The organism is Candidatus Enterococcus wittei, assembly GCF_002140175.1.
Classification (GTDB): Bacteria; Bacillota; Bacilli; order Lactobacillales; family Enterococcaceae; genus Enterococcus_B; species Enterococcus_B wittei.
Genome location: NZ_NGMO01000002.1, coordinates 143,131 through 160,475, shown reverse-complemented (window position 1 = coordinate 160,475; position 17,345 = coordinate 143,131). Strand labels below are relative to the sequence as shown.

Here is a 17,345-nt window from a genome sequence, read left to right as displayed (position 1 = left end):
TAACCTTGTTTAATTTACAATTAATCATGAGAAATGTCAATCGCAACTATGAAAATGTACTTGCAAATTTCTTTCCTGTATGATATGTTATTCTGGTATGAGCTGAATTTACTATTGCTCCAAATCAAGGCAAAGGAGGAAATTTACATGGCAAAAGTTTGTTACTTTACAGGTCGCAAGACAAAAAGTGGAAACAACCGTTCACATGCGATGAACGCAACAAAACGTACTGTTAAACCTAACTTGCAAAAAGTTCGCGTTATGATCGACGGCAAACCTAAAAAAGTTTGGGTGTCAACTCGTGCTTTGAAATCTGGAAAAGTTGAACGCGTATAATTATAATTGAATGAAGTTTGAACCGTTCACACAATGAACGGTTTTTATTTTATAAATATCTTTAAATAAAAAAGGCTTAAAACAACTAATCACCCAGATAATTGTTTTAAGTCTTCTTTTATGTGCCACTATTCAATAGTGATAGAAATATGTTTTTTTATAATCATTTCAATCTAAACATAACGCATTTCAAAACCCTTGTCAACACCTTATTTTAAAAGAAAAATACAGCTTTTAATGATTGTTATTATATTATAAAAGAAAACGCAAACTTAACCTTACGTTTGTTATTTATTTGTAAATTTGATTTTTTTATGAAATACAAGTCTTTTTCAGCAAGTAAAAACTGGAATATGATAAACTAATTATAACTTCATATAGAAATTTGGTGAATAAAATACAATGAAAACTTCATTCAAACAGTTTTTAAAAGAAAACGGACGCTATGCTGCTGCCAGTTTTTTAATTCCTTTACTTATCCTTGCACTTGTTTATTTAAGTATTGGAATTTATCCAGGAAGTGACAGGAGTATTCTTGCAAGTGATGCGTTCTCACAATTTTCAAATTTCCATGCCAGCTTTCGCAATATGCTTTTAGGAAAGCAAAGCATCTTCTATACTTGGAATGCTTCACTCGGATTAAATTACTTATCTTTAGTTTCGTATTATTTAGGTGGGATTTTCACACCACTCGTTCTTTTCTTTCCTAATCAAACGATGCCTGATGCACTTTATGTTCTCACATTGCTGAAAGTTGGGGCTGCTGGGTTATCTTTCTGGTTTTTAGCACATTCTTATCGAATTCCTCGTTGGGGACAAGTAGCGTTAAGTGTTAGCTATGCTTCCATTTCATTTATTACAGCACACTCAGAAATCATCATGTGGTTAGATACGTTTGTCTATCTCCCATTGATTATTTTAGGAATTCATCGAGTCATGGACTTGAAAAAACCAACAGTATTATTTGTCAGTTATTTACTATTGTTCTTATCCAGTTTTTACATGGGCTTTATGGTCGGGGTCTTTTCATTTTTATATTTCATCGCACGATTATTGACAAATTGGTCAGCCTACAAAAAATCGATTATACCTTATGGAGTGACTTCCTTGTTAGCCGGAGGTGCTTCAATGATCATTATTTTACCTGCCATTCTCGATCTTCGCGCGAATGGAGAGGCTTTGACACAAATTACCACATTAAAAACTGAAGCTACTTCTTATCTTGATTTACTGATGAAAAATATGGTTGGCGTTTATGACACTACCAAATACGGATCCATCCCATTTATCTATGCAGGGTTATTCCCCCTCGTCTTATGTTTATTTTATTTTGTCAGTCGCAAATTCCCACTAAAAAACAAGCTGCTTTTTGGTAGTCTATTTGCTTTATTGATTGCTAGCTTCTACTTTGTTCCATTCAATTTGTTCTGGCACGGTATGCATGCACCAAATATGTTTTTGTTCCGTTATGCGTATCTCTTCTCCTTCTTGGTTCTCTTATTAGCAGCAAAAAGTTGGGAAAAACTAGATGCTAATGACCGCGGGACTATAGTAGGGATCATTATCGTATTAGCTGCTGCTTTTGCCACTGCTTGGGGCATCAAAGCTGATGATGGTTATACGTATGTTACGTTAACTTCCTTCGTTTTAACGATCGTATTCTTAGGTCTCTACGCTTTGACGGTTGGTTTCTTCCAACAACATCAATGGGATTTGAAACGACTTAGTGTTCTCTTGTTATTAGTGATGACAGCAGAAGCTGCTGTGAATACCAATAGCATGATTCACGGCATCCTTGACGATTGGAACTATGCTTCAAGAAGTTTATACACCGATCCTTATCCTGATATCAAAACATTAGTTGATGAAACAAAGACAGATTCAGATTCTTTTTATCGCTTAGAAAATCTTGATCCAGTTTCTGCCAATGATTCGATCAACTATGGTTACAGCGGAATCAGTCTATTTTCTTCGATAAGAAACCGAAATTCTTCTTCCTACTTGGATACTTTGGGATTTCGTTCAAGAGGAACGAATTTGAATATTCGTTATAACAACAATACATTACTCATGGACGGGTTTACAGGAATTAAATACAATATTGCCAAAAACGATAGCAGCTTCAATAAATATGGCTTCGAAGAAGAAAGCAAGAGTGGCGATTATACCTTATACAAGAATATAAACGCATTACCATTAGCCTTTCAGGCTCCGTTGACGATCAATGACATCGAACAGCCAACAACGGATAATCTAACGAGTCAAACAAACTTGATCAATGCCTTATCAAGTTTAAATCAACAATATTTTACTTTTTATACACCTAACTTAAAGGGACAAGAAAATACAACGATCACTCGTACGACAAATGGCGTCACTTATTCTGAGACAGCAGATAACTTACCGAAAGTTTTGACTTGGGAAGTCCAAGTGCCGGCAAATACACAAGCTTATCTCAGCTTGTTTCCAACAAACTTTGCCCAATTAGAAAGTTCAACTGCCACTCTTACTGTAAATGGCATGTCTAGAAAAACACAAATCAATATCGCCGGTCAATATTATGATTTGGGCTATTACCCACAAGATACAACGGTGACTTTCTCTGTAAGTTTTTATGGAACGAAGGAAGTCAGCTTTATGGAACCAAAAGTAGTAGGGTTAGATGTAGTCGCCTATCAGGCTGCAATGAACCAAATCAATCGCAACGGGGTTGAAATGAAAACAACGAGTCGAACAGCCACTGGTAAAATCAATACACCAGAAGATACGATGCTAGTGACTACTATCCCTTATGATGAAGGATGGACAGCAAAAATCGATGGGAAAAAGGTACCAATAGAAAATTTCAAAGATGCTTTCTTAATGGTACAAGTGCCAGCAGGCGAACATACTATAACTTTTAGCTACTTACCAAAAGGGTTCATTGTTGGCTCCATTCTCTTTATCCTATGTATCGCTTTATTCATCTTATATCTGTGGTATCTTCATACGCGTGAATTTTCTGGTGTGATCTATCCAGACGACGAAAGACGCCCACGTAGAGAACGAAGAAAAAGAAGATAAAAAGAGGCTCTATACTTTTTGATGTTGGTGGATTCCACTGACATCTTTTTTATTGAGAAAAAAAGATAGAAAAGACACCTTGAAATCCTTTAGAATTGATTTGGCGAAACCATTCATAAGGAGGATTCAAGATGTCTTATACTCAGCTTATCAAAGATACTCTAAATATTCTAGACCTAAATATCCATTTTGAGGAAAATTGCTTAACGAAAGAAAAGTACAAAGGCCAAATTTGCATGATCTATCGTGGGAGGCTTCGCTATTCACCTGAAAAATGTGTTCATTGCCACTGTGTCGTCCCCTCTCAGCTTATCCATTGGGGGACGACAACCGTTCGGTTGTTACTCAATGATGTTTCTGAATACCGAACTTATTTAGAATTGAAGAAACAACGCTTTAAATGTAAGTCTTGTCATAAAACCTTTGTTGCCGATACTTCGGTTGCTGAAAAGCACTGTTTTATTAGTCAAAAGGTCCGTTGGTCTGTCGTCACTCGTTTAAAGAAGAACACTTCAATGACCGAAATTGCCTACCAAAAAAATATTTCTGTCTCTTCCGTTTATCGAATCATGAAAAAATTTTATCGTCCATTGAATCCCTTGAAACAAAGCTTACCAAAAACTTTATGTTTCGATGAATTTAAGTCTGTTCGTAGTGTGTCTAGCGCCATGAGCTTCATTATGATGGATGGTGACACCCATGAACTACTGGATATTTTAGAAAATCGACGCCTTCCCTATCTAGAACGTTACTTTTTGCGCTTCTCATCAGAAGTTCGAGAGGCGGTTCAATGGATCGTTATTGATATGTATGCACCTTATGTTTCCTTAGTGAAAAAGCTATTTCCAAACGCGAAACTGATTATTGATCGATTCCATATTGTCCAGCATATTGGTAGAACATTTCGCAATCAACGAATCAAAGAAACAAATCGGTTGCTTAAACATCCTTCTTCTTCTCAAAAAAGCCTAGGTAGGAAGCTAAAACGTTACTGGAAACTTTTACAAAAAGAAGAAGGAAAACTAGATTATGACAAACGCACTTGGCGAGCCGGTTTTAAAGAGTATTTAACTGAAACCGAAATAGTCGATCGCCTTCTTAGAGACTGTCCTAGTCTACACTCTGGTTATCAACTCTATCAAAATCTACTTTATGCAGTTAAAAAGCGGGAAATTGACACGTTTAAAGAATATTTAAATGTGGGAAAAACAGACCTTCCTGAAATCTATGATAGAACTTTGAAAACCTTTAAAAAGTTTCTTCCACAAATCGAGAACGCCCTACGTTATGGCTACTCAAATGGCCCTTTGGAGTGTTTGAACAATCATATCAAGGTATTAAAACGAAATGCCTATGGGTTCCGAAGCTTTTACAACTTTAAATTACGAATCATGATTCGGCATGGGAAAGCATTACTCATAAAATAAAAAAAGGAACAGAAAGAAAAATAGTTCTTTCTGTTCACCAATCATTCTAGGATTTCTCTTCACCAACATCGTTTTATACGAAAGCTTCACCGCACCTATGTACGAAACAACTAGAAAAAAAGCAAAAAAAAACTACCCTCCTCCATAAAAATTAAGAATCTAAAAATTTCAAAGAGCAGTGGTTCTTATTCGTGATAGACTTCATTTCTCAAAAGCATATAGTAAATGATTCTAGTAATAAGATGAGCAACTGCCACTATCGCACGCTTACCGCCTCGATTTCTACAGATTCTTTGATAATAGTTTTTGAATCTCTGATGATTAGATTTACAAGCTGAATAGGCACATTGGCATAAGACCCTCTTTGCATAAGCATTTCCTTTGGAAATTCTCGTAGAGCGTCTTTTCCCAGCACTTTCATTGTTTCCAGGACACAGACCAACCCATGAGGCTAATCTTTCTGCAGAAGAAAACTGATTCATATGAATGCCAAACTCAGAGATAATTACAGCAGCTGAATCCGTACTAATTCCTGGGATCGTTAATAAATTGTCCATCTGTTTTTGGTAAGGAAGTAAATATTCGGCTATTTTGGTTTCTAGTTCACCAATCTTACTGTTATACATATCAATAACATCTAAAATTTGTGCCAATAAAAACTTGTGATGACTTCTGAAAAAGCCAGTAAGTCCTTCCACTAATTCCGGCACTTTAAATTTTAAAGAAGTATAAACAGCCGCTTCAACTTTTTCTGCAGTAATATCTTCCTCATTAATCAATAGATTTAATAAATTTCTTCCAGATAATCCGAATATATCTGTCATGTAAGAAGTTATTTTAATTCCGGCAGTCTGTAAAATTTTGTGCGCGCGATTCTTTTCTCGATTTCTAGATTCGATCCACATTTTTCTTAACCGTGTGAGTTCACGCAAATCTTGTATAGGTTCCTCTGGAACAAAACTTTTGGGAATCAAACCTACTCGCAGCAACTTAGCAATCCAACTTGCATCTTTTTTATCCGTTTTTTGCCCAGGAATATTTTTAATTTTATACGGATTAGCTAGAACTAAGTCGAAATTTCCTTGAAGAATGTGCCAAACCGGTTTCCAATAAATACCTGTACTTTCCATAGCGACAATCTCACAATCAAAATCCGTTAGCCATTCATGTAGGGCTAATAATCCTTTGGTGGTCGTATCAAATTTTTGTAGATGTTTTTTTGGTCTGGTAGAAGTAAGCGGACCTTGTAAAACACAAGCAACAACATTACTTTGATGGACATCTAATCCAGCACAGCATTCGTAAATGATTTCCATAAAAAGGCACTCCTTTCCCATGATTTTAGGAAAGGAGTGCTTTATTTCATGTAAAATCAAATTTTTATACACATGCTCATTGGCAATATTTCAAGGTTCTCGAGAAATAAAGCAAGCCAGTTTGACAATCGGCATCACTTGCTTTTCCAAAATAATGGCGGCTTTTTTCCTTTCCCCTATAATTGTACTACAATCTTACCTTTCATTCTTCAGGGTGAATGAGTTTGCGAATTCATGTGTGTTTGACAAAGAGCCTAAAAAGAGAGATCACTACAATATTGTAGTGACCTCTCTCTTTTTTGACTCTATACTTTTTGATGCTTGTGAATCCACCAGCATCTTTGCATCGGACAAAAGTATGATTTACTCTTATTTCACGCTCTAAATACGTATAAACAGCGGAATCAGAAGCAACTTTTTCGAAAATAAGCAGAAATTCACAAAAATTTGTAAAACATTTTTCGTGAATCCCATCTAATTTCTCGAGGTTAATCACTTCTGTCCCAACCTAAAATGAACAGCAAAAATATGTTGCTTTCTTTCTGTTCACCAATCATTCTAAGATTTCTCTTCACCAACAACGTTTGACAAACAATCTTTGTTCATCACTAGTTTTCTCCGTCATATTTCACTTCGTATAAATACAAACCTTCCGGATGAGCCGTTGGTCCAGCAGCATTGCGGTCTTTTTTAGCAATAATTGCTGGAAGACAGTCAGCAGGTAAACGACCATTCCCAATTTTTAGTAAAGTTCCCACTAAAATACGAATCATCTTATATAAAAAACCATCCCCACGAAAGGTGAAAACTAGCTCATCTTGCGCTTCGTTTACTTGTAGACTAGCTTCATAAATCGTCCGTACCTTGTCCTCAATCGAACTGCCAGAAGCACAGAATGAAGTGAAATCATGAGTACCTAAAAGATCTGGCAGTGCTTGTTGGATCTTTTTTATATCAATGGGATACGGATAATAGCTGGCATAATGCCGACGAAATGGACTTCGAGGCTTACCGATATCTACTTTGAACTGATACGTTTTTTCTTTCACCAAGTAACGTGCATGAAAGTTTTCTGGAACGATTTCTACGTCTCTAACAGCAATATCTTCCGGAGACTGCGTATCTAAAGCAAAGCGCATTCTCTCTAATGGACGTTCCTCAGGATAATCAAAATGGATCACTTGACCCCAAGCATGGACACCAGCATCTGTTCTCCCTGAACCAAAAACAGTGATGTCTTTTCCATTCGCTATTTTTTTTAATGTTTTTTCAAGTTCTTCTTGCACCGTACGACCGTTAGGCTGCTTTTGAAAGCCATTAAAAAGCGTTCCGTCGTAGGCAATGACTGCTTTATAACGTACCATGTAATTTTCTCCCTGTTATCAATTTCTAGGCTTAAAATAGCACTCAGCCACGAATAAAGATCAATACGACCGTTAAGAGTACGAAGGTCACCATCACTAGTGTGTCGCGAGTATGCCAGTAGAGAACCCTATATTTCGTTCGGCCTTCTCCACCTTGATACCCTCTTGCTTCCATGGCAGTCGCCAGATCTTCTGCACGATTGAAACTGCTAACAAACAACGGAATAAGTAAAGGAATGACTGCTTTCATTTTTTGGACAAGACTTCCCTCACCAAAATCCACTCCACGGGCACGTTGAGCATTCATGATTTTCTCTGTTTCGTCCATTAATGTAGGAACAAATCTCAAAGCAATAGACAACATCAATGAAATTTCATGAACAGGAAATCGAACTACTTTTAATGGACGCAATAAATATTCAATCGCATCAGATAATTCCAATGGGGGGGTGGTCAACGTCAATAAAGTGGACATGAAGATGATCAACACAAAACGACAAAAAATAAATAGACCGTTCATTACACCAAACTGGGTAATATTAAAGATCCCCCAACTCCAATAGGTTTCACCACCACTTGTAAACAAGACCTGTAAGGCTACGGTAAAAAGAATCAACCAAATCAATGGTCGGATTCCCCGAATAAAAAATTTCATATCTACTTTTGATAAAAAAACAGCAAACAAGGTAAAGACTGCCAGTAGTGCATAGGCTTGCCAGTTATTTGCAAGAAAAATAATGCCAATAAAATAAAAACTAGCTAATAATTTTGCCCGTGGATCTAGTTGATGAATCAAAGAATCTCCAGGCATGTAGCGACCAAAAATCAACTTATTCATCATGGGCAGTTCCTCCTGCTAGATTGACTAGTTGATCTGCTAATTCATCTGCAGTAATGGGCAATTCTGAAAAATGAATCCCTTTTTTCCTTAGCTCTTCTGCAAATTCAGTCGCAGTCGGCACACCTAGTTGTTTTTCTTTTAACCAAAAAAGATTTTGAAATACATCTTTTGGTTCGCCGCATTTAACGATTCGACCTTTTTCTAATACGTAAACATAATCAGCATAGTTAGCGACATCATCCATCAAGTGAGTCACCAGTACGATCGTAATATGGTGCTCATTGTGTAAACGCCAAAACATGTCCATCATTTCTTTTCGTCCTTGAGGATCCAAGCCTGCTGTAGGTTCGTCCAATACTAATACTTCTGGCTTCATTGCTAAGACTCCCGCAATAGCGACACGACGCATTTGTCCTCCTGATAATTCAAAAGGCGAACGCTCTAAGTAGCTTTCATCCAATCCTACTTGTTCCAAGGTTTCCGCTGCTAATTTAATAGCATCTTCTTCCTTTATGCCAAAATTCTTAGGTCCAAAAGCAATATCTTTAGCTACTGTTTCTTCAAATAATTGTGCTTCTGGAAATTGAAACACGATACCTACTTTTTTTCGAATCGGTTTCAAGTTTTTATTGTTCGTTTCAGGAGTGATTCGTCGATCCCCAATCTGGACCACTCCTTCGGTTGGTTTGATCAAAGCATTTAAATGTTGCAACAAAGTAGATTTACCACTTCCAGTATGTCCGACTAAAGCTGTATAACTATTTTCTTTAATTTGTAAATCGATATCAAATAATGCACGTTGTTCGAATGGTGTATTCGGCTGGTATGTGAAATTTACTTTTTCAAAACGGATGTCCATAACCAATCCACCATCCTTTCTTCTGTCATGTATTCTTTTGGTACATCTATGCCACGTTGTTTCAATGCACTTTTCAATTTTTCAGGAAAAGGTAAATCTAAACCTAAATTGATCAGCTCAGGACCTGCAGAAAAAATCTCCTGAGGTGTTCCCTCATTGACTAGTTGTCCTTCTTTCATCACTAATATTCGATTCGCATTTGCAGCCTCATCGATATCATGCGTAATTGAGATCACGGTTAGATGGCTTTCATCTTTGATTTTTTTTATAGTAGCAATCACTTCTTCTCGGCCTTCTGGATCTAACATGCTTGTCGCTTCATCTAAGATAATGATTTCTGGCCTTAAAGCAACTATACCAGCTATAGCGACACGCTGTTTTTGCCCACCTGATAGTCGAGCAGGTTCTCGAGTCGCAAAATCAGCCATTCGAACTTTTTCTAAAGCATCCTTCACTCGTTCAATCATTTCTTTCCGAGGGATTCCTTGATTCTCTAAGCCAAAAGCGACATCGTCTTCTACTGTGGAACCAACAAATTGATTATCTGGATTTTGAAAGACCATGCCGACTTTTCGGCGAATGGCCCAAATGTTTTCTTCATTCAATAGTTGGTTGCCTACTTTGACCGTTCCCGATTCCGGAAGAAGTAATCCATTGATCGTCTTTGCAAGTGTTGATTTACCTGATCCATTGTGTCCAATGATGGCGATCCATTCTCCTTTATTGATCGTAAAAGAAACGTCTGTCAGAGCTGGCCGTAAATCTTCTGGCTGGTATTTGTAATTAATCTTTCCTAATTCAATAATCGGCTCCATAATTACTCCTTCTTCATCCTAAAGTTCCTACTAACACTATCAAAAAACAACGTAGTTTTCAATCTTTTATCCTTTATTAAAATGTTTTTTTATAACTTCAAATGTGTCTTGACAGTTAATTGAAGGTATAAAAAAACACTTTATGATGAGTGCATACTCCCCAAACGAGTGGTTTGGGGAGTAGCGCTGAGCTAGACTCGGAATAAGTAACTTCCAACATCATAACACTCTAAAAGAATCATCTATAAAGTGATGTTATTAGTGTGATTTTAGACAAGTTCTAAGACAACCATTGGTGCACCGTCTCCGCGTCTTGGTTCTGTCTTCAAGATACGAGTATAGCCACCTTGACGTTCAGCATAACGAGGTGCAATATCATTAAATAGTTTTTGCAAAGCTGATTCAATGACGATATCCTCATTTTCTTCACGTACGCTAGCAACTTCATTACGTACGAAAGCCGCAGCTTGACGACGTGCATGCAAGTCCCCGCGTTTGCCTAAAGTGATCATTTTTTCAGTAGTCGAGCGAACTTCTTTCGCACGAGCTTCTGTCGTCACAATACGTTCATTAATTAATAAGTCAGTTGTTAAATCACGCAACATCGCTTTACGTTGGCTAGATGTGCGTCCTAGTTTACGATAACTCACGTTGGTTTCCCTCCTTCGTAAAAGGTTTTAATCTTCTTTACGTAAACCTAAACCTAAGTCATGCATTTTTGCTTTAACTTCTTCTAATGATTTACGTCCTAAGTTGCGGACTTTGATCATTTCTGGCTCAGATTTATTCGTAAGTTCTTGTACAGTATTGATTCCTGCACGTTTTAAGCAATTATAAGAACGAACAGATAAGTCTAATTCTTCAATTGTCATTTCCAACATTTTTTCTTTTTGTGTTTCTTCTTTTTCCACCATGATTTCAGCGTTTTTCGCTTCATCAGTTAAGTTTACAAAGATATCTAAATGTTCAGTCATGATTTTTGCAGCTAAACTCATTGCTTCCAATGGTTCGATTGAACCATCTGTCCAAATCTCCATTGTCAATTTATCAAAATCTTCACGATGTCCGACACGTGTATTTTCTACTTGGTAGTTTACACGACGTACAGGTGTATAGATTGAATCGACTGGAAGAACACCGATTGGCATATCTTCTTTTTTATTTTCATCTGCTTGAACATATCCACGTCCTGGCTTCACTGTTAAGCGAGCATGGAACGTAGCTCCTTCAGAGACACTGCAGATGTACATATCTTTGTTAAGAATTTCTACCTCACTATCAACGATAATATCGCCAGCAGTTACTGTAGCAGGTCCGGTAATATCGATTTCAAGGGTTTTTTCTTCTTGACCATACATTTTCAGTGCTAAACCTTTAATGTTCAAGATGATTTGAGTGACGTCTTCTCTAACACCTTTGATGGTAGAGAATTCATGCAGTACACCATCGATTTGAATATTAGTGATGGCAGCACCTGGCAAAGAAGATAATAAAATACGACGTAGGGAGTTCCCTAAAGTAGTCCCATACCCTCTTTCAAGAGGTTCAACGATGAACTTGCCATAATCTTTTTCTTCATCAATTTTTGCGATTCTTGGTTTTTCGAACTCAATCATTCTTATCTTTACCCCTTTCAAAACGAAAAGTGTCTTGTTCAATGACGTTACGAATAGAACTCAAAATGAGCGGCACTCATTAAACACGACGGCGTTTTGGAGGGCGGGCACCATTATGAGGAATTGGAGTCACGTCACGAATTGCAGTCACTTCTAAACCTGTCGCTTGTAATGAACGAATTGCTGCTTCACGTCCAGAACCAGGTCCTTTAACTGTTACTTCAACAGTTTTTAATCCGTGTTCCATTGCTGCTTTCGTAGCTGTTTCTGCTGCCATTTGAGCGGCAAAAGGAGTTGATTTTTTGCTTCCTTTAAAACCTAATGAACCAGCTGATGACCACGCTAATGCATTTCCGTGAGTATCAGTGATCATGATGATAGTGTTGTTGAATGTAGAGTGGATATGTGCAATCCCAGATTCTATATTCTTTTTCACACGGCGTTTACGATTCACTTTTTTTGCTACCATGAAGATTTAACCTCCTTCACTTAAGAATTATTTTTTCTTGCCAGCGATAGCGCGAGCTGGGCCTTTACGAGTACGTGCATTGTTTTTCGTGTTTTGTCCACGAACAGGCAATCCACGACGGTGACGGATACCTCGGTAAGAACCGATTTCCATCAAGCGTTTGATGTTTAAGTTCACTTCACGACGAAGATCCCCTTCAACTTTTAACTTATCTACTTCTGCACGGATAGCATCTGTTTGTTCATTCGTTAATTCACGAACACGAACATCTTCAGACACGCCAGCATCAGCTAAGATTTTTTTAGCAGTAGTGTTACCAATACCATAGATATAAGTAAGTGAAACTACTACACGTTTATCACGAGGAATATCTACTCCTGCAATACGAGCCATATTTAGTGCACCTCCAATTATCCTTGACGTTGTTTATGTTTTGGATTTGCTGGGCAAATCACCATAACGCGTCCTTTACGACGAATTACTTTACAATGTTCACACATTGGTTTTACTGATGGTCTTACTTTCATGATAATACCTCCTGTAGTTTTACGGAGTACAATTATTTAAAGCGATAAGTGATACGGCCACGGTTCAGATCATACGGAGACAATTCAACCGTCACTTTGTCACCAGGTAAGATACGGATATAGTGCATACGAATTTTACCTGAAACAGTTGCAAGAACTTGGTGTCCGTTTTCTAGTTCAACTTTAAACATTGCATTCGGCAAAGTTTCGACGACTGTACCTTCGACTTCAATCATATCTTCTTTTGCCACGCACAGTACCTCCTTGTACTTGTTTCGCATTTTCACACGATAAAATGGCGGAAACTGCAGTTCCCACCTCAAAATTCTCAAAATGGATCATCTAGAGGATTCTCTAGAAGTCGGACTGACATATTCTATCATAATTTATTGAACTTGACAAGAGTAACTGCATAATGCAAGTCGGCTACGGGCAAATCGTGCTATTTTTCAATGATTTTTTGTACATCAGTAAATACAGCATCGATTTCACGATCACCATCGATAGTGTGTAACAAACCTTGTTCTTTATAATAAGCCAAGATTGGTTCACTATTCTTGATGTTGATAGCCAGACGATTTTTAACCGTCTCAGGTTTATCATCTTCTCTTTGATAGAATTCATGCCCACCACAACGATCACATGTGTCTTCAACTTTTGTAGGGTTGAAAATTTTATGGTAAGTTGCTCCACAGTTGCGACAGATGAACCGGCCAGCTAAGCGCTCAACCAATACGTCTTCACCCACGTGGATATCGATGACAGCATCAATTTTTTTATTTAATTCTTTTAGCATTGCATCTAGAGCTTCAGCTTGTTCGATCGTACGAGGAAAACCATCTAATAAGAAGCCTTTCTCCGTATCTGGTTCAGCTAAGCGCTCTTTTACGATTCCATTTGTTACTTCATCAGGAACTAATGCACCTTTATCCATATAAGACTTTGCTTCCAAGCCAAGAGCTGTTTCATTTTTGATTGCTGCACGAAACATGTCTCCTGTTGAGATATGAGGAATACCATAAGCATCAATGATTTTTTCTGCTTGTGTTCCTTTACCTGCGCCTGGCAGCCCCATTAAAATGAGGTTCATTGCTTTCCCTCCTAATAAATGTGAGAACGTGTGTTGAGGAAAAACCTCAACACGCTTTCTTACTCAATAAAGCCAACATACTTACGTTTCAGCATTAAACCTTCTAACTGTTTCGCAGTTTCTAAAGCTACACCGATCACGATCAATAAACTTGTACCGCCTAAACCGATAGATTGAGGCAAGTCCCAGATCATTTGAGCAATGATTGGTAACAATGCGACTAATCCAAGGAAAAGTGCACCGACTGTACTTAAACGCATCAGTAAGCTTGAGACATACTCCTCAGTCCCCTTTCCAGGGCGTACGCTTGGTATATAACTTCCTTGCTTTTGCAAGTTTTCCGCTAATTTCTCAGGGTTTACTTGGACAAATGCATAGAAGAATGTAAATGCGACGATCAATACAGTATAAATCGTTGCGCCAGGCACCGTATTATAATTAAAGATCTCCATCATTATCTTATACCAATTTTCAGAACCAAATCGTCCACTCAACGCTTGTAATACAGCATTCGGTGTGGCAATAAATGAACTAGCAAAGATGACTGGAATAACTCCAGCAGCGTTCACTTTCAACGGTAGATAACTACTCGTTGGCGCACCAGCTACACGTTTCGTATACTGAATCGGAATCTTGCGTTCAGCTTGTTGGAAAAATGTTACAAAAGTCACGATCAATAAAACCGCAACAAGTAAAATGGCCACAAAAATGGCAGATTTCCAAATATCAGAAGAATTGATATTTACAAAGTAATCTTCATAAATTTCTCTGACACTTTCCGGAAGTCTGGAAATGATCCCTGCAAAGATGATCATTGACACTCCATTACCGATTCCTTTTTCAGTGATTTGCTCACCTAACCAAGTGACAAACATTGTACCCGCAGTCAAAATCAGACCGATGGTTACATAAGTAGATACATCTGGATTCTTTACAAAACCTAATTGGGCATATTGGTTAAACCCTGCAGTAATACCGACCGATTGGATAAACGCCAATACTAATGTCAAATATCTCGTTGCTTGGTTTAACTTTTTACGACCCACTTCTCCTTGCTTAGACCATTCAACAAATCGAGGTACGATATCCATCTGTAATAGCTGGATAACGATTGAAGCAGTGATGTATGGCGAAACCCCCATCGAGAAGATAGAAAAGTTTTGCATTGCACTACCACTTACCAAGTTCAACATGTTGAAAAATGGTAACGAAGAAAGATTTTGTAATGAACTCGCATTTACTCCTGGAACCGTAATGTGGGCCCCAAGGCGAAATACAAACAGAACAAATACTGTGAAAAGGATTTTTGATCTAATATCTTTGACTTTAAAAGCGTCTTTTAATAGTTTAAGCATTAGATCACCTCGATTGAGCCACCGGCTGCTTCGATTGCTTCTTGAGCTGCTTTTGAGAATTTAGCTGCTTTCACAGTTAATTTCTTGTTTAAGTCTCCGTTTGCTAATACTTTGATTCCAGCTTTTTCGTTTTTCACGATTCCAGCTTCAACTAAAGTAACTGGAGTTACTTCTGCTCCGTCTTCAAAGCGATTCAAAACATCTAAATTAATAACAGCGTAATCTTTGCGGTTCACATTTGTAAAACCACGTTTTGGTAAGCGACGGAATAAAGGTGTTTGTCCACCTTCAAATCCTAAACGTACACCTCCGCCTGAACGAGCTTTTTGTCCTTTTTGACCACGTCCGGCAGTTTTTCCGTTACCTGAAGAAGTACCACGACCAACACGGTTACGTACTTGGCGTGAACCTTCAGCGGGTTTTAATTCATGAAGTTTCATAGGTTTGGCACCTCCTTAATATTCTAGTTCTATGATGATGTTTTAATTAAACTTCTTCAACGTCCACTAAGTGAGAAACAGTGTTGATCATGCCTTTGATTGCTTCATTAGCAGGCTTAACCACTGAACTGTTAATCTTTGTAAGACCTAACGCTTTAACTGTATCGCGTTGGTTTTGAGGACGTCCGATAATACTGCGTTTTAAAGTAACTTTTAATTCAGCCATTATGTTTGTCCTCCTTATCCGATTAATTCTTCAACTGATTTGCCGCGTAGAGCTGCAACTTCTTCAGCACGTTTCAATTGTTTCAAACCTTCAACTGTTGCACGAACAACGTTGATTGGTGTGTTTGAGCCTAAAGATTTAGAAGTGATATCTGCTACCCCTGCTAATTCTAATACGGCACGAACTGGTCCACCAGCAGCAACCCCAGAACCTTCAACAGCAGGTTTCATTAGGATTCTACCACCACTAAAAGCACCGATTACTTCGTGTGGGATTGTTGAACCAACCATAGGTACTTCAACTAAGTTTTTCTTCGCATCTTCAATTGCTTTACGGATTGCTTCAGGTACTTCTTGTGCTTTACCAGTACCAAATCCTACATGTCCGTTTTTGTCACCGACAACAACTAAAGCAGCAAAACGTAGACGACGTCCACCTTTAACAACTTTTGTTACACGGTTAATTGCAACAACGCGGTCTTCTAATTCCAAATGTTTTGGATCGATATAAACCATGAATGGTATTCCTCCTTCTTCTAAAATTCTAGTCCATTTTCGCGAGCAGCTTCAGCTAAAGCTTGAACACGGCCATGGTAAAGGTATCCACCACGGTCAAAGACTACTACTTTAACGCCTTTTTCAGCTGCACGTTCAGCAACTAATTTACCGACAGCTTGTGCTGCTTCTGTTTTTGTTCCACCTGAAATTTCTTTATCCAAGGTAGAGGCACTTGCTAGCGTTACACCCGCTACGTCATCAATGATTTGCGCGTAGATGTTTTTATTAGAACGAAAAACGTTCAAGCGTGGGCGCTCAGCAGTACCAGAGATATTGTTACGTACACGACGATGTCTCTTTTGACGTGTTTTGTTCTTATCTGGTTTTGTAATCACAATTGTCACCTCTTTATTTTTATTGTTCTGCCTTTATCAAGCAGTAACGATCAGTTTTGAAAAAATAGAAGCTGCGGCACAAGTTAAATGTCTCTTAATGAAGGTATACTTCAGCAAAATTTCTTTTTCTTGCTGCTGGCTTCTATGCAATTTTTCGAAACGATTATTTACCAGTTTTACCTTCTTTACGGCGTACATATTCGCCAACATAACGAATACCTTTACCTTTATAAGGTTCTGGAGGACGAGTTCCGCGAATGTTCGCAGCTAGTTCGCCAACTTCTTCTTTATTCGCACCTTTGACAATTACTTGTGTATTAGATGGTACTTCAACAGTAACGCCAGCTGGTGGTGTGATTTCGACTGGATGTGAGTAACCTACGTTCAATACAAGTTTTGATCCTTGTAATTGTGCACGGTACCCAACCCCGATTAATTCTAAAGCTTTTTGGAATCCTTCACTAACACCTACAACCATGTTGTTGAAGTTAGCACGAGTAGTTCCATGGATTGTTTTCATTTCTTTACTGTCATTTGGACGAGTGAAAGTTACTTCATTGCCTTCGATATTCATTTTGATATCAGAAGAAAACGCACGAGTCAATTCCCCTTTTGGTCCTTTAACTGTAATGTTGTTTCCATCTTGAGTGATTGTTACTCCTTCAGGGATCACAACAACTTTATTTCCAATACGGCTCACTTAAAGACA

At 38.0% G+C, this 17,345-nt stretch carries 21 protein-coding genes; 3 read left to right on the top strand and 18 right to left on the bottom strand.

From position 1 onward, the window contains the following. Window positions 1-147 precede the first annotated feature (147 nt). The 3 genes from rpmB (at window position 148) to A5844_RS05150 (ending at window position 4,826) form a co-directional block, all read left to right on the top strand. Entirely contained in the window at window positions 148-336 is a 189-nt protein-coding gene (gene rpmB, locus A5844_RS05160) for a 50S ribosomal protein L28 (protein WP_086284201.1), read from the top strand. Between the two features lie 402 nt (window positions 337-738). Further along, window positions 739-3,399 (top strand): YfhO family protein, encoded by a 2,661-nt coding sequence (locus A5844_RS05155; protein ID WP_086284200.1) that lies wholly within the window; start codon window positions 739-741, stop codon window positions 3,397-3,399. A gap of 131 nt (window positions 3,400-3,530) precedes the next feature. Then, window positions 3,531-4,826 (top strand): ISL3 family transposase, encoded by a 1,296-nt coding sequence (locus tag A5844_RS05150; protein WP_086284199.1) that lies wholly within the window; start codon window positions 3,531-3,533, stop codon window positions 4,824-4,826. A gap of 185 nt (window positions 4,827-5,011) precedes the next feature. On the opposite strand, the gene A5844_RS05145 is transcribed toward A5844_RS05150, so the two are convergent. From A5844_RS05145 to rplF, 18 genes are all read right to left on the bottom strand, one after another. Then, window positions 5,012-6,142, bottom strand: coding sequence for an IS110 family RNA-guided transposase (locus tag A5844_RS05145; protein WP_086284198.1), 1,131 nt, complete (start codon window positions 6,140-6,142; stop codon window positions 5,012-5,014). A 608-nt stretch (window positions 6,143-6,750) separates the two neighbouring features. Then, window positions 6,751-7,506, bottom strand: coding sequence for a tRNA pseudouridine(38-40) synthase TruA (gene truA / locus A5844_RS05140; protein ID WP_086284197.1), 756 nt, complete (start codon window positions 7,504-7,506; stop codon window positions 6,751-6,753). Window positions 7,507-7,549: 43 nt separating this feature from the next. After that, on the bottom strand, window positions 7,550-8,347 hold the full coding sequence (locus A5844_RS05135) for an energy-coupling factor transporter transmembrane component T family protein (RefSeq protein ID WP_086284196.1): 798 nt from the start codon (window positions 8,345-8,347) through the stop codon (window positions 7,550-7,552). Further along, window positions 8,337-9,206, bottom strand: a complete 870-nt coding sequence (locus A5844_RS05130) for an energy-coupling factor ABC transporter ATP-binding protein (RefSeq protein ID WP_086284195.1) — start codon at window positions 9,204-9,206, stop codon at window positions 8,337-8,339. Before A5844_RS05130 ends, A5844_RS05135 begins: the two co-directional genes overlap by 11 nt. Continuing rightward, a complete protein-coding gene (locus A5844_RS05125; RefSeq protein ID WP_086284194.1) occupies window positions 9,182-10,021 on the bottom strand; it encodes an energy-coupling factor ABC transporter ATP-binding protein in 840 nt (279 codons plus the stop codon). Before A5844_RS05125 ends, A5844_RS05130 begins: the two co-directional genes overlap by 25 nt. A gap of 269 nt (window positions 10,022-10,290) precedes the next feature. After that, the gene (gene rplQ, locus A5844_RS05120; protein ID WP_005880733.1) at window positions 10,291-10,671 is read right to left on the bottom strand and encodes a 50S ribosomal protein L17; all 381 of its coding nucleotides are present in this window, start codon (window positions 10,669-10,671) and stop codon (window positions 10,291-10,293) included. 27 nt (window positions 10,672-10,698) lie between these two features. Further along, window positions 10,699-11,637, bottom strand: a complete 939-nt coding sequence (locus A5844_RS05115; RefSeq protein ID WP_086284193.1) for a DNA-directed RNA polymerase subunit alpha — start codon at window positions 11,635-11,637, stop codon at window positions 10,699-10,701. A gap of 79 nt (window positions 11,638-11,716) precedes the next feature. Beyond that, window positions 11,717-12,106: a 30S ribosomal protein S11 gene (gene rpsK / locus A5844_RS05110; RefSeq protein WP_086284192.1), complete on the bottom strand. Its 390-nt coding sequence runs from the start codon at window positions 12,104-12,106 to the stop codon at window positions 11,717-11,719. A 27-nt stretch (window positions 12,107-12,133) separates the two neighbouring features. After that, a complete protein-coding gene (rpsM, locus tag A5844_RS05105) occupies window positions 12,134-12,499 on the bottom strand; it encodes a 30S ribosomal protein S13 (protein WP_002288713.1) in 366 nt (121 codons plus the stop codon). Window positions 12,500-12,516: 17 nt separating this feature from the next. Next, entirely contained in the window at window positions 12,517-12,633 is a 117-nt protein-coding gene (gene rpmJ, locus A5844_RS05100; RefSeq protein WP_002288710.1) for a 50S ribosomal protein L36, read from the bottom strand. A 32-nt stretch (window positions 12,634-12,665) separates the two neighbouring features. Then, window positions 12,666-12,884: a translation initiation factor IF-1 gene (infA, locus tag A5844_RS05095; protein ID WP_002288695.1), complete on the bottom strand. Its 219-nt coding sequence runs from the start codon at window positions 12,882-12,884 to the stop codon at window positions 12,666-12,668. 191 nt (window positions 12,885-13,075) lie between these two features. After that, entirely contained in the window at window positions 13,076-13,723 is a 648-nt protein-coding gene (locus A5844_RS05090) for an adenylate kinase (RefSeq protein WP_086284191.1), read from the bottom strand. 59 nt (window positions 13,724-13,782) lie between these two features. Continuing rightward, window positions 13,783-15,078 carry a preprotein translocase subunit SecY gene (gene secY / locus A5844_RS05085; protein ID WP_086284190.1) on the bottom strand — a complete coding sequence of 432 codons (1,296 nt, stop codon included), beginning with the start codon at window positions 15,076-15,078 and terminating at the stop codon, window positions 13,783-13,785. Next, a complete protein-coding gene (gene rplO, locus A5844_RS05080; protein ID WP_086284189.1) occupies window positions 15,078-15,518 on the bottom strand; it encodes a 50S ribosomal protein L15 in 441 nt (146 codons plus the stop codon). Before rplO ends, secY begins: the two co-directional genes overlap by 1 nt. Window positions 15,519-15,564: 46 nt before the next feature. Further along, window positions 15,565-15,744 carry a 50S ribosomal protein L30 gene (rpmD, locus tag A5844_RS05075; RefSeq protein WP_010734455.1) on the bottom strand — a complete coding sequence of 60 codons (180 nt, stop codon included), beginning with the start codon at window positions 15,742-15,744 and terminating at the stop codon, window positions 15,565-15,567. Window positions 15,745-15,758: 14 nt separating this feature from the next. Then, entirely contained in the window at window positions 15,759-16,259 is a 501-nt protein-coding gene (gene rpsE / locus A5844_RS05070) for a 30S ribosomal protein S5 (protein ID WP_010734456.1), read from the bottom strand. Between the two features lie 20 nt (window positions 16,260-16,279). Continuing rightward, window positions 16,280-16,636: a 50S ribosomal protein L18 gene (rplR, locus tag A5844_RS05065; RefSeq protein ID WP_086284188.1), complete on the bottom strand. Its 357-nt coding sequence runs from the start codon at window positions 16,634-16,636 to the stop codon at window positions 16,280-16,282. A gap of 163 nt (window positions 16,637-16,799) precedes the next feature. Then, window positions 16,800-17,336, bottom strand: a complete 537-nt coding sequence (gene rplF / locus A5844_RS05060; protein ID WP_086284187.1) for a 50S ribosomal protein L6 — start codon at window positions 17,334-17,336, stop codon at window positions 16,800-16,802. Window positions 17,337-17,345: the final 9 nt, after the last annotated feature.

What these genes read in the sequence shown, in the direction of transcription:
- A5844_RS05090 (WP_086284191.1), bottom strand. Translation starts at nt 13,723, where the DNA reads ATGAACCTCATTTTAATGGGGCTGCCAGGCGCAGGTAAAGGAACACAA.
- rpsK (WP_086284192.1), bottom strand. Translation starts at nt 12,106, where the DNA reads ATGGTAGCAAAAAAAGTGAATCGTAAACGCCGTGTGAAAAAGAATATA.
- rpmB (WP_086284201.1), top strand. Translation starts at nt 148, where the DNA reads ATGGCAAAAGTTTGTTACTTTACAGGTCGCAAGACAAAAAGTGGAAAC.
- A5844_RS05145 (WP_086284198.1), bottom strand. Translation starts at nt 6,142, where the DNA reads ATGGAAATCATTTACGAATGCTGTGCTGGATTAGATGTCCATCAAAGT.
- secY (WP_086284190.1), bottom strand. Translation starts at nt 15,078, where the DNA reads ATGCTTAAACTATTAAAAGACGCTTTTAAAGTCAAAGATATTAGATCA.
- truA (WP_086284197.1), bottom strand. Translation starts at nt 7,506, where the DNA reads ATGGTACGTTATAAAGCAGTCATTGCCTACGACGGAACGCTTTTTAAT.
- A5844_RS05150 (WP_086284199.1), top strand. Translation starts at nt 3,531, where the DNA reads ATGTCTTATACTCAGCTTATCAAAGATACTCTAAATATTCTAGACCTA.
- rplO (WP_086284189.1), bottom strand. Translation starts at nt 15,518, where the DNA reads ATGAAACTTCATGAATTAAAACCCGCTGAAGGTTCACGCCAAGTACGT.
- A5844_RS05155 (WP_086284200.1), top strand. Translation starts at nt 739, where the DNA reads ATGAAAACTTCATTCAAACAGTTTTTAAAAGAAAACGGACGCTATGCT.
- A5844_RS05135 (WP_086284196.1), bottom strand. Translation starts at nt 8,347, where the DNA reads ATGATGAATAAGTTGATTTTTGGTCGCTACATGCCTGGAGATTCTTTG.
- A5844_RS05125 (WP_086284194.1), bottom strand. Translation starts at nt 10,021, where the DNA reads ATGGAGCCGATTATTGAATTAGGAAAGATTAATTACAAATACCAGCCA.
- rpsM (WP_002288713.1), bottom strand. Translation starts at nt 12,499, where the DNA reads ATGGCTCGTATTGCAGGAGTAGATATTCCTCGTGATAAACGTGTAGTA.
- A5844_RS05130 (WP_086284195.1), bottom strand. Translation starts at nt 9,206, where the DNA reads ATGGACATCCGTTTTGAAAAAGTAAATTTCACATACCAGCCGAATACA.
- A5844_RS05115 (WP_086284193.1), bottom strand. Translation starts at nt 11,637, where the DNA reads ATGATTGAGTTCGAAAAACCAAGAATCGCAAAAATTGATGAAGAAAAA.
- rpsE (WP_010734456.1), bottom strand. Translation starts at nt 16,259, where the DNA reads ATGGTTTATATCGATCCAAAACATTTGGAATTAGAAGACCGCGTTGTT.
- rpmJ (WP_002288710.1), bottom strand. Translation starts at nt 12,633, where the DNA reads ATGAAAGTAAGACCATCAGTAAAACCAATGTGTGAACATTGTAAAGTA.
- rpmD (WP_010734455.1), bottom strand. Translation starts at nt 15,744, where the DNA reads ATGGCTGAATTAAAAGTTACTTTAAAACGCAGTATTATCGGACGTCCT.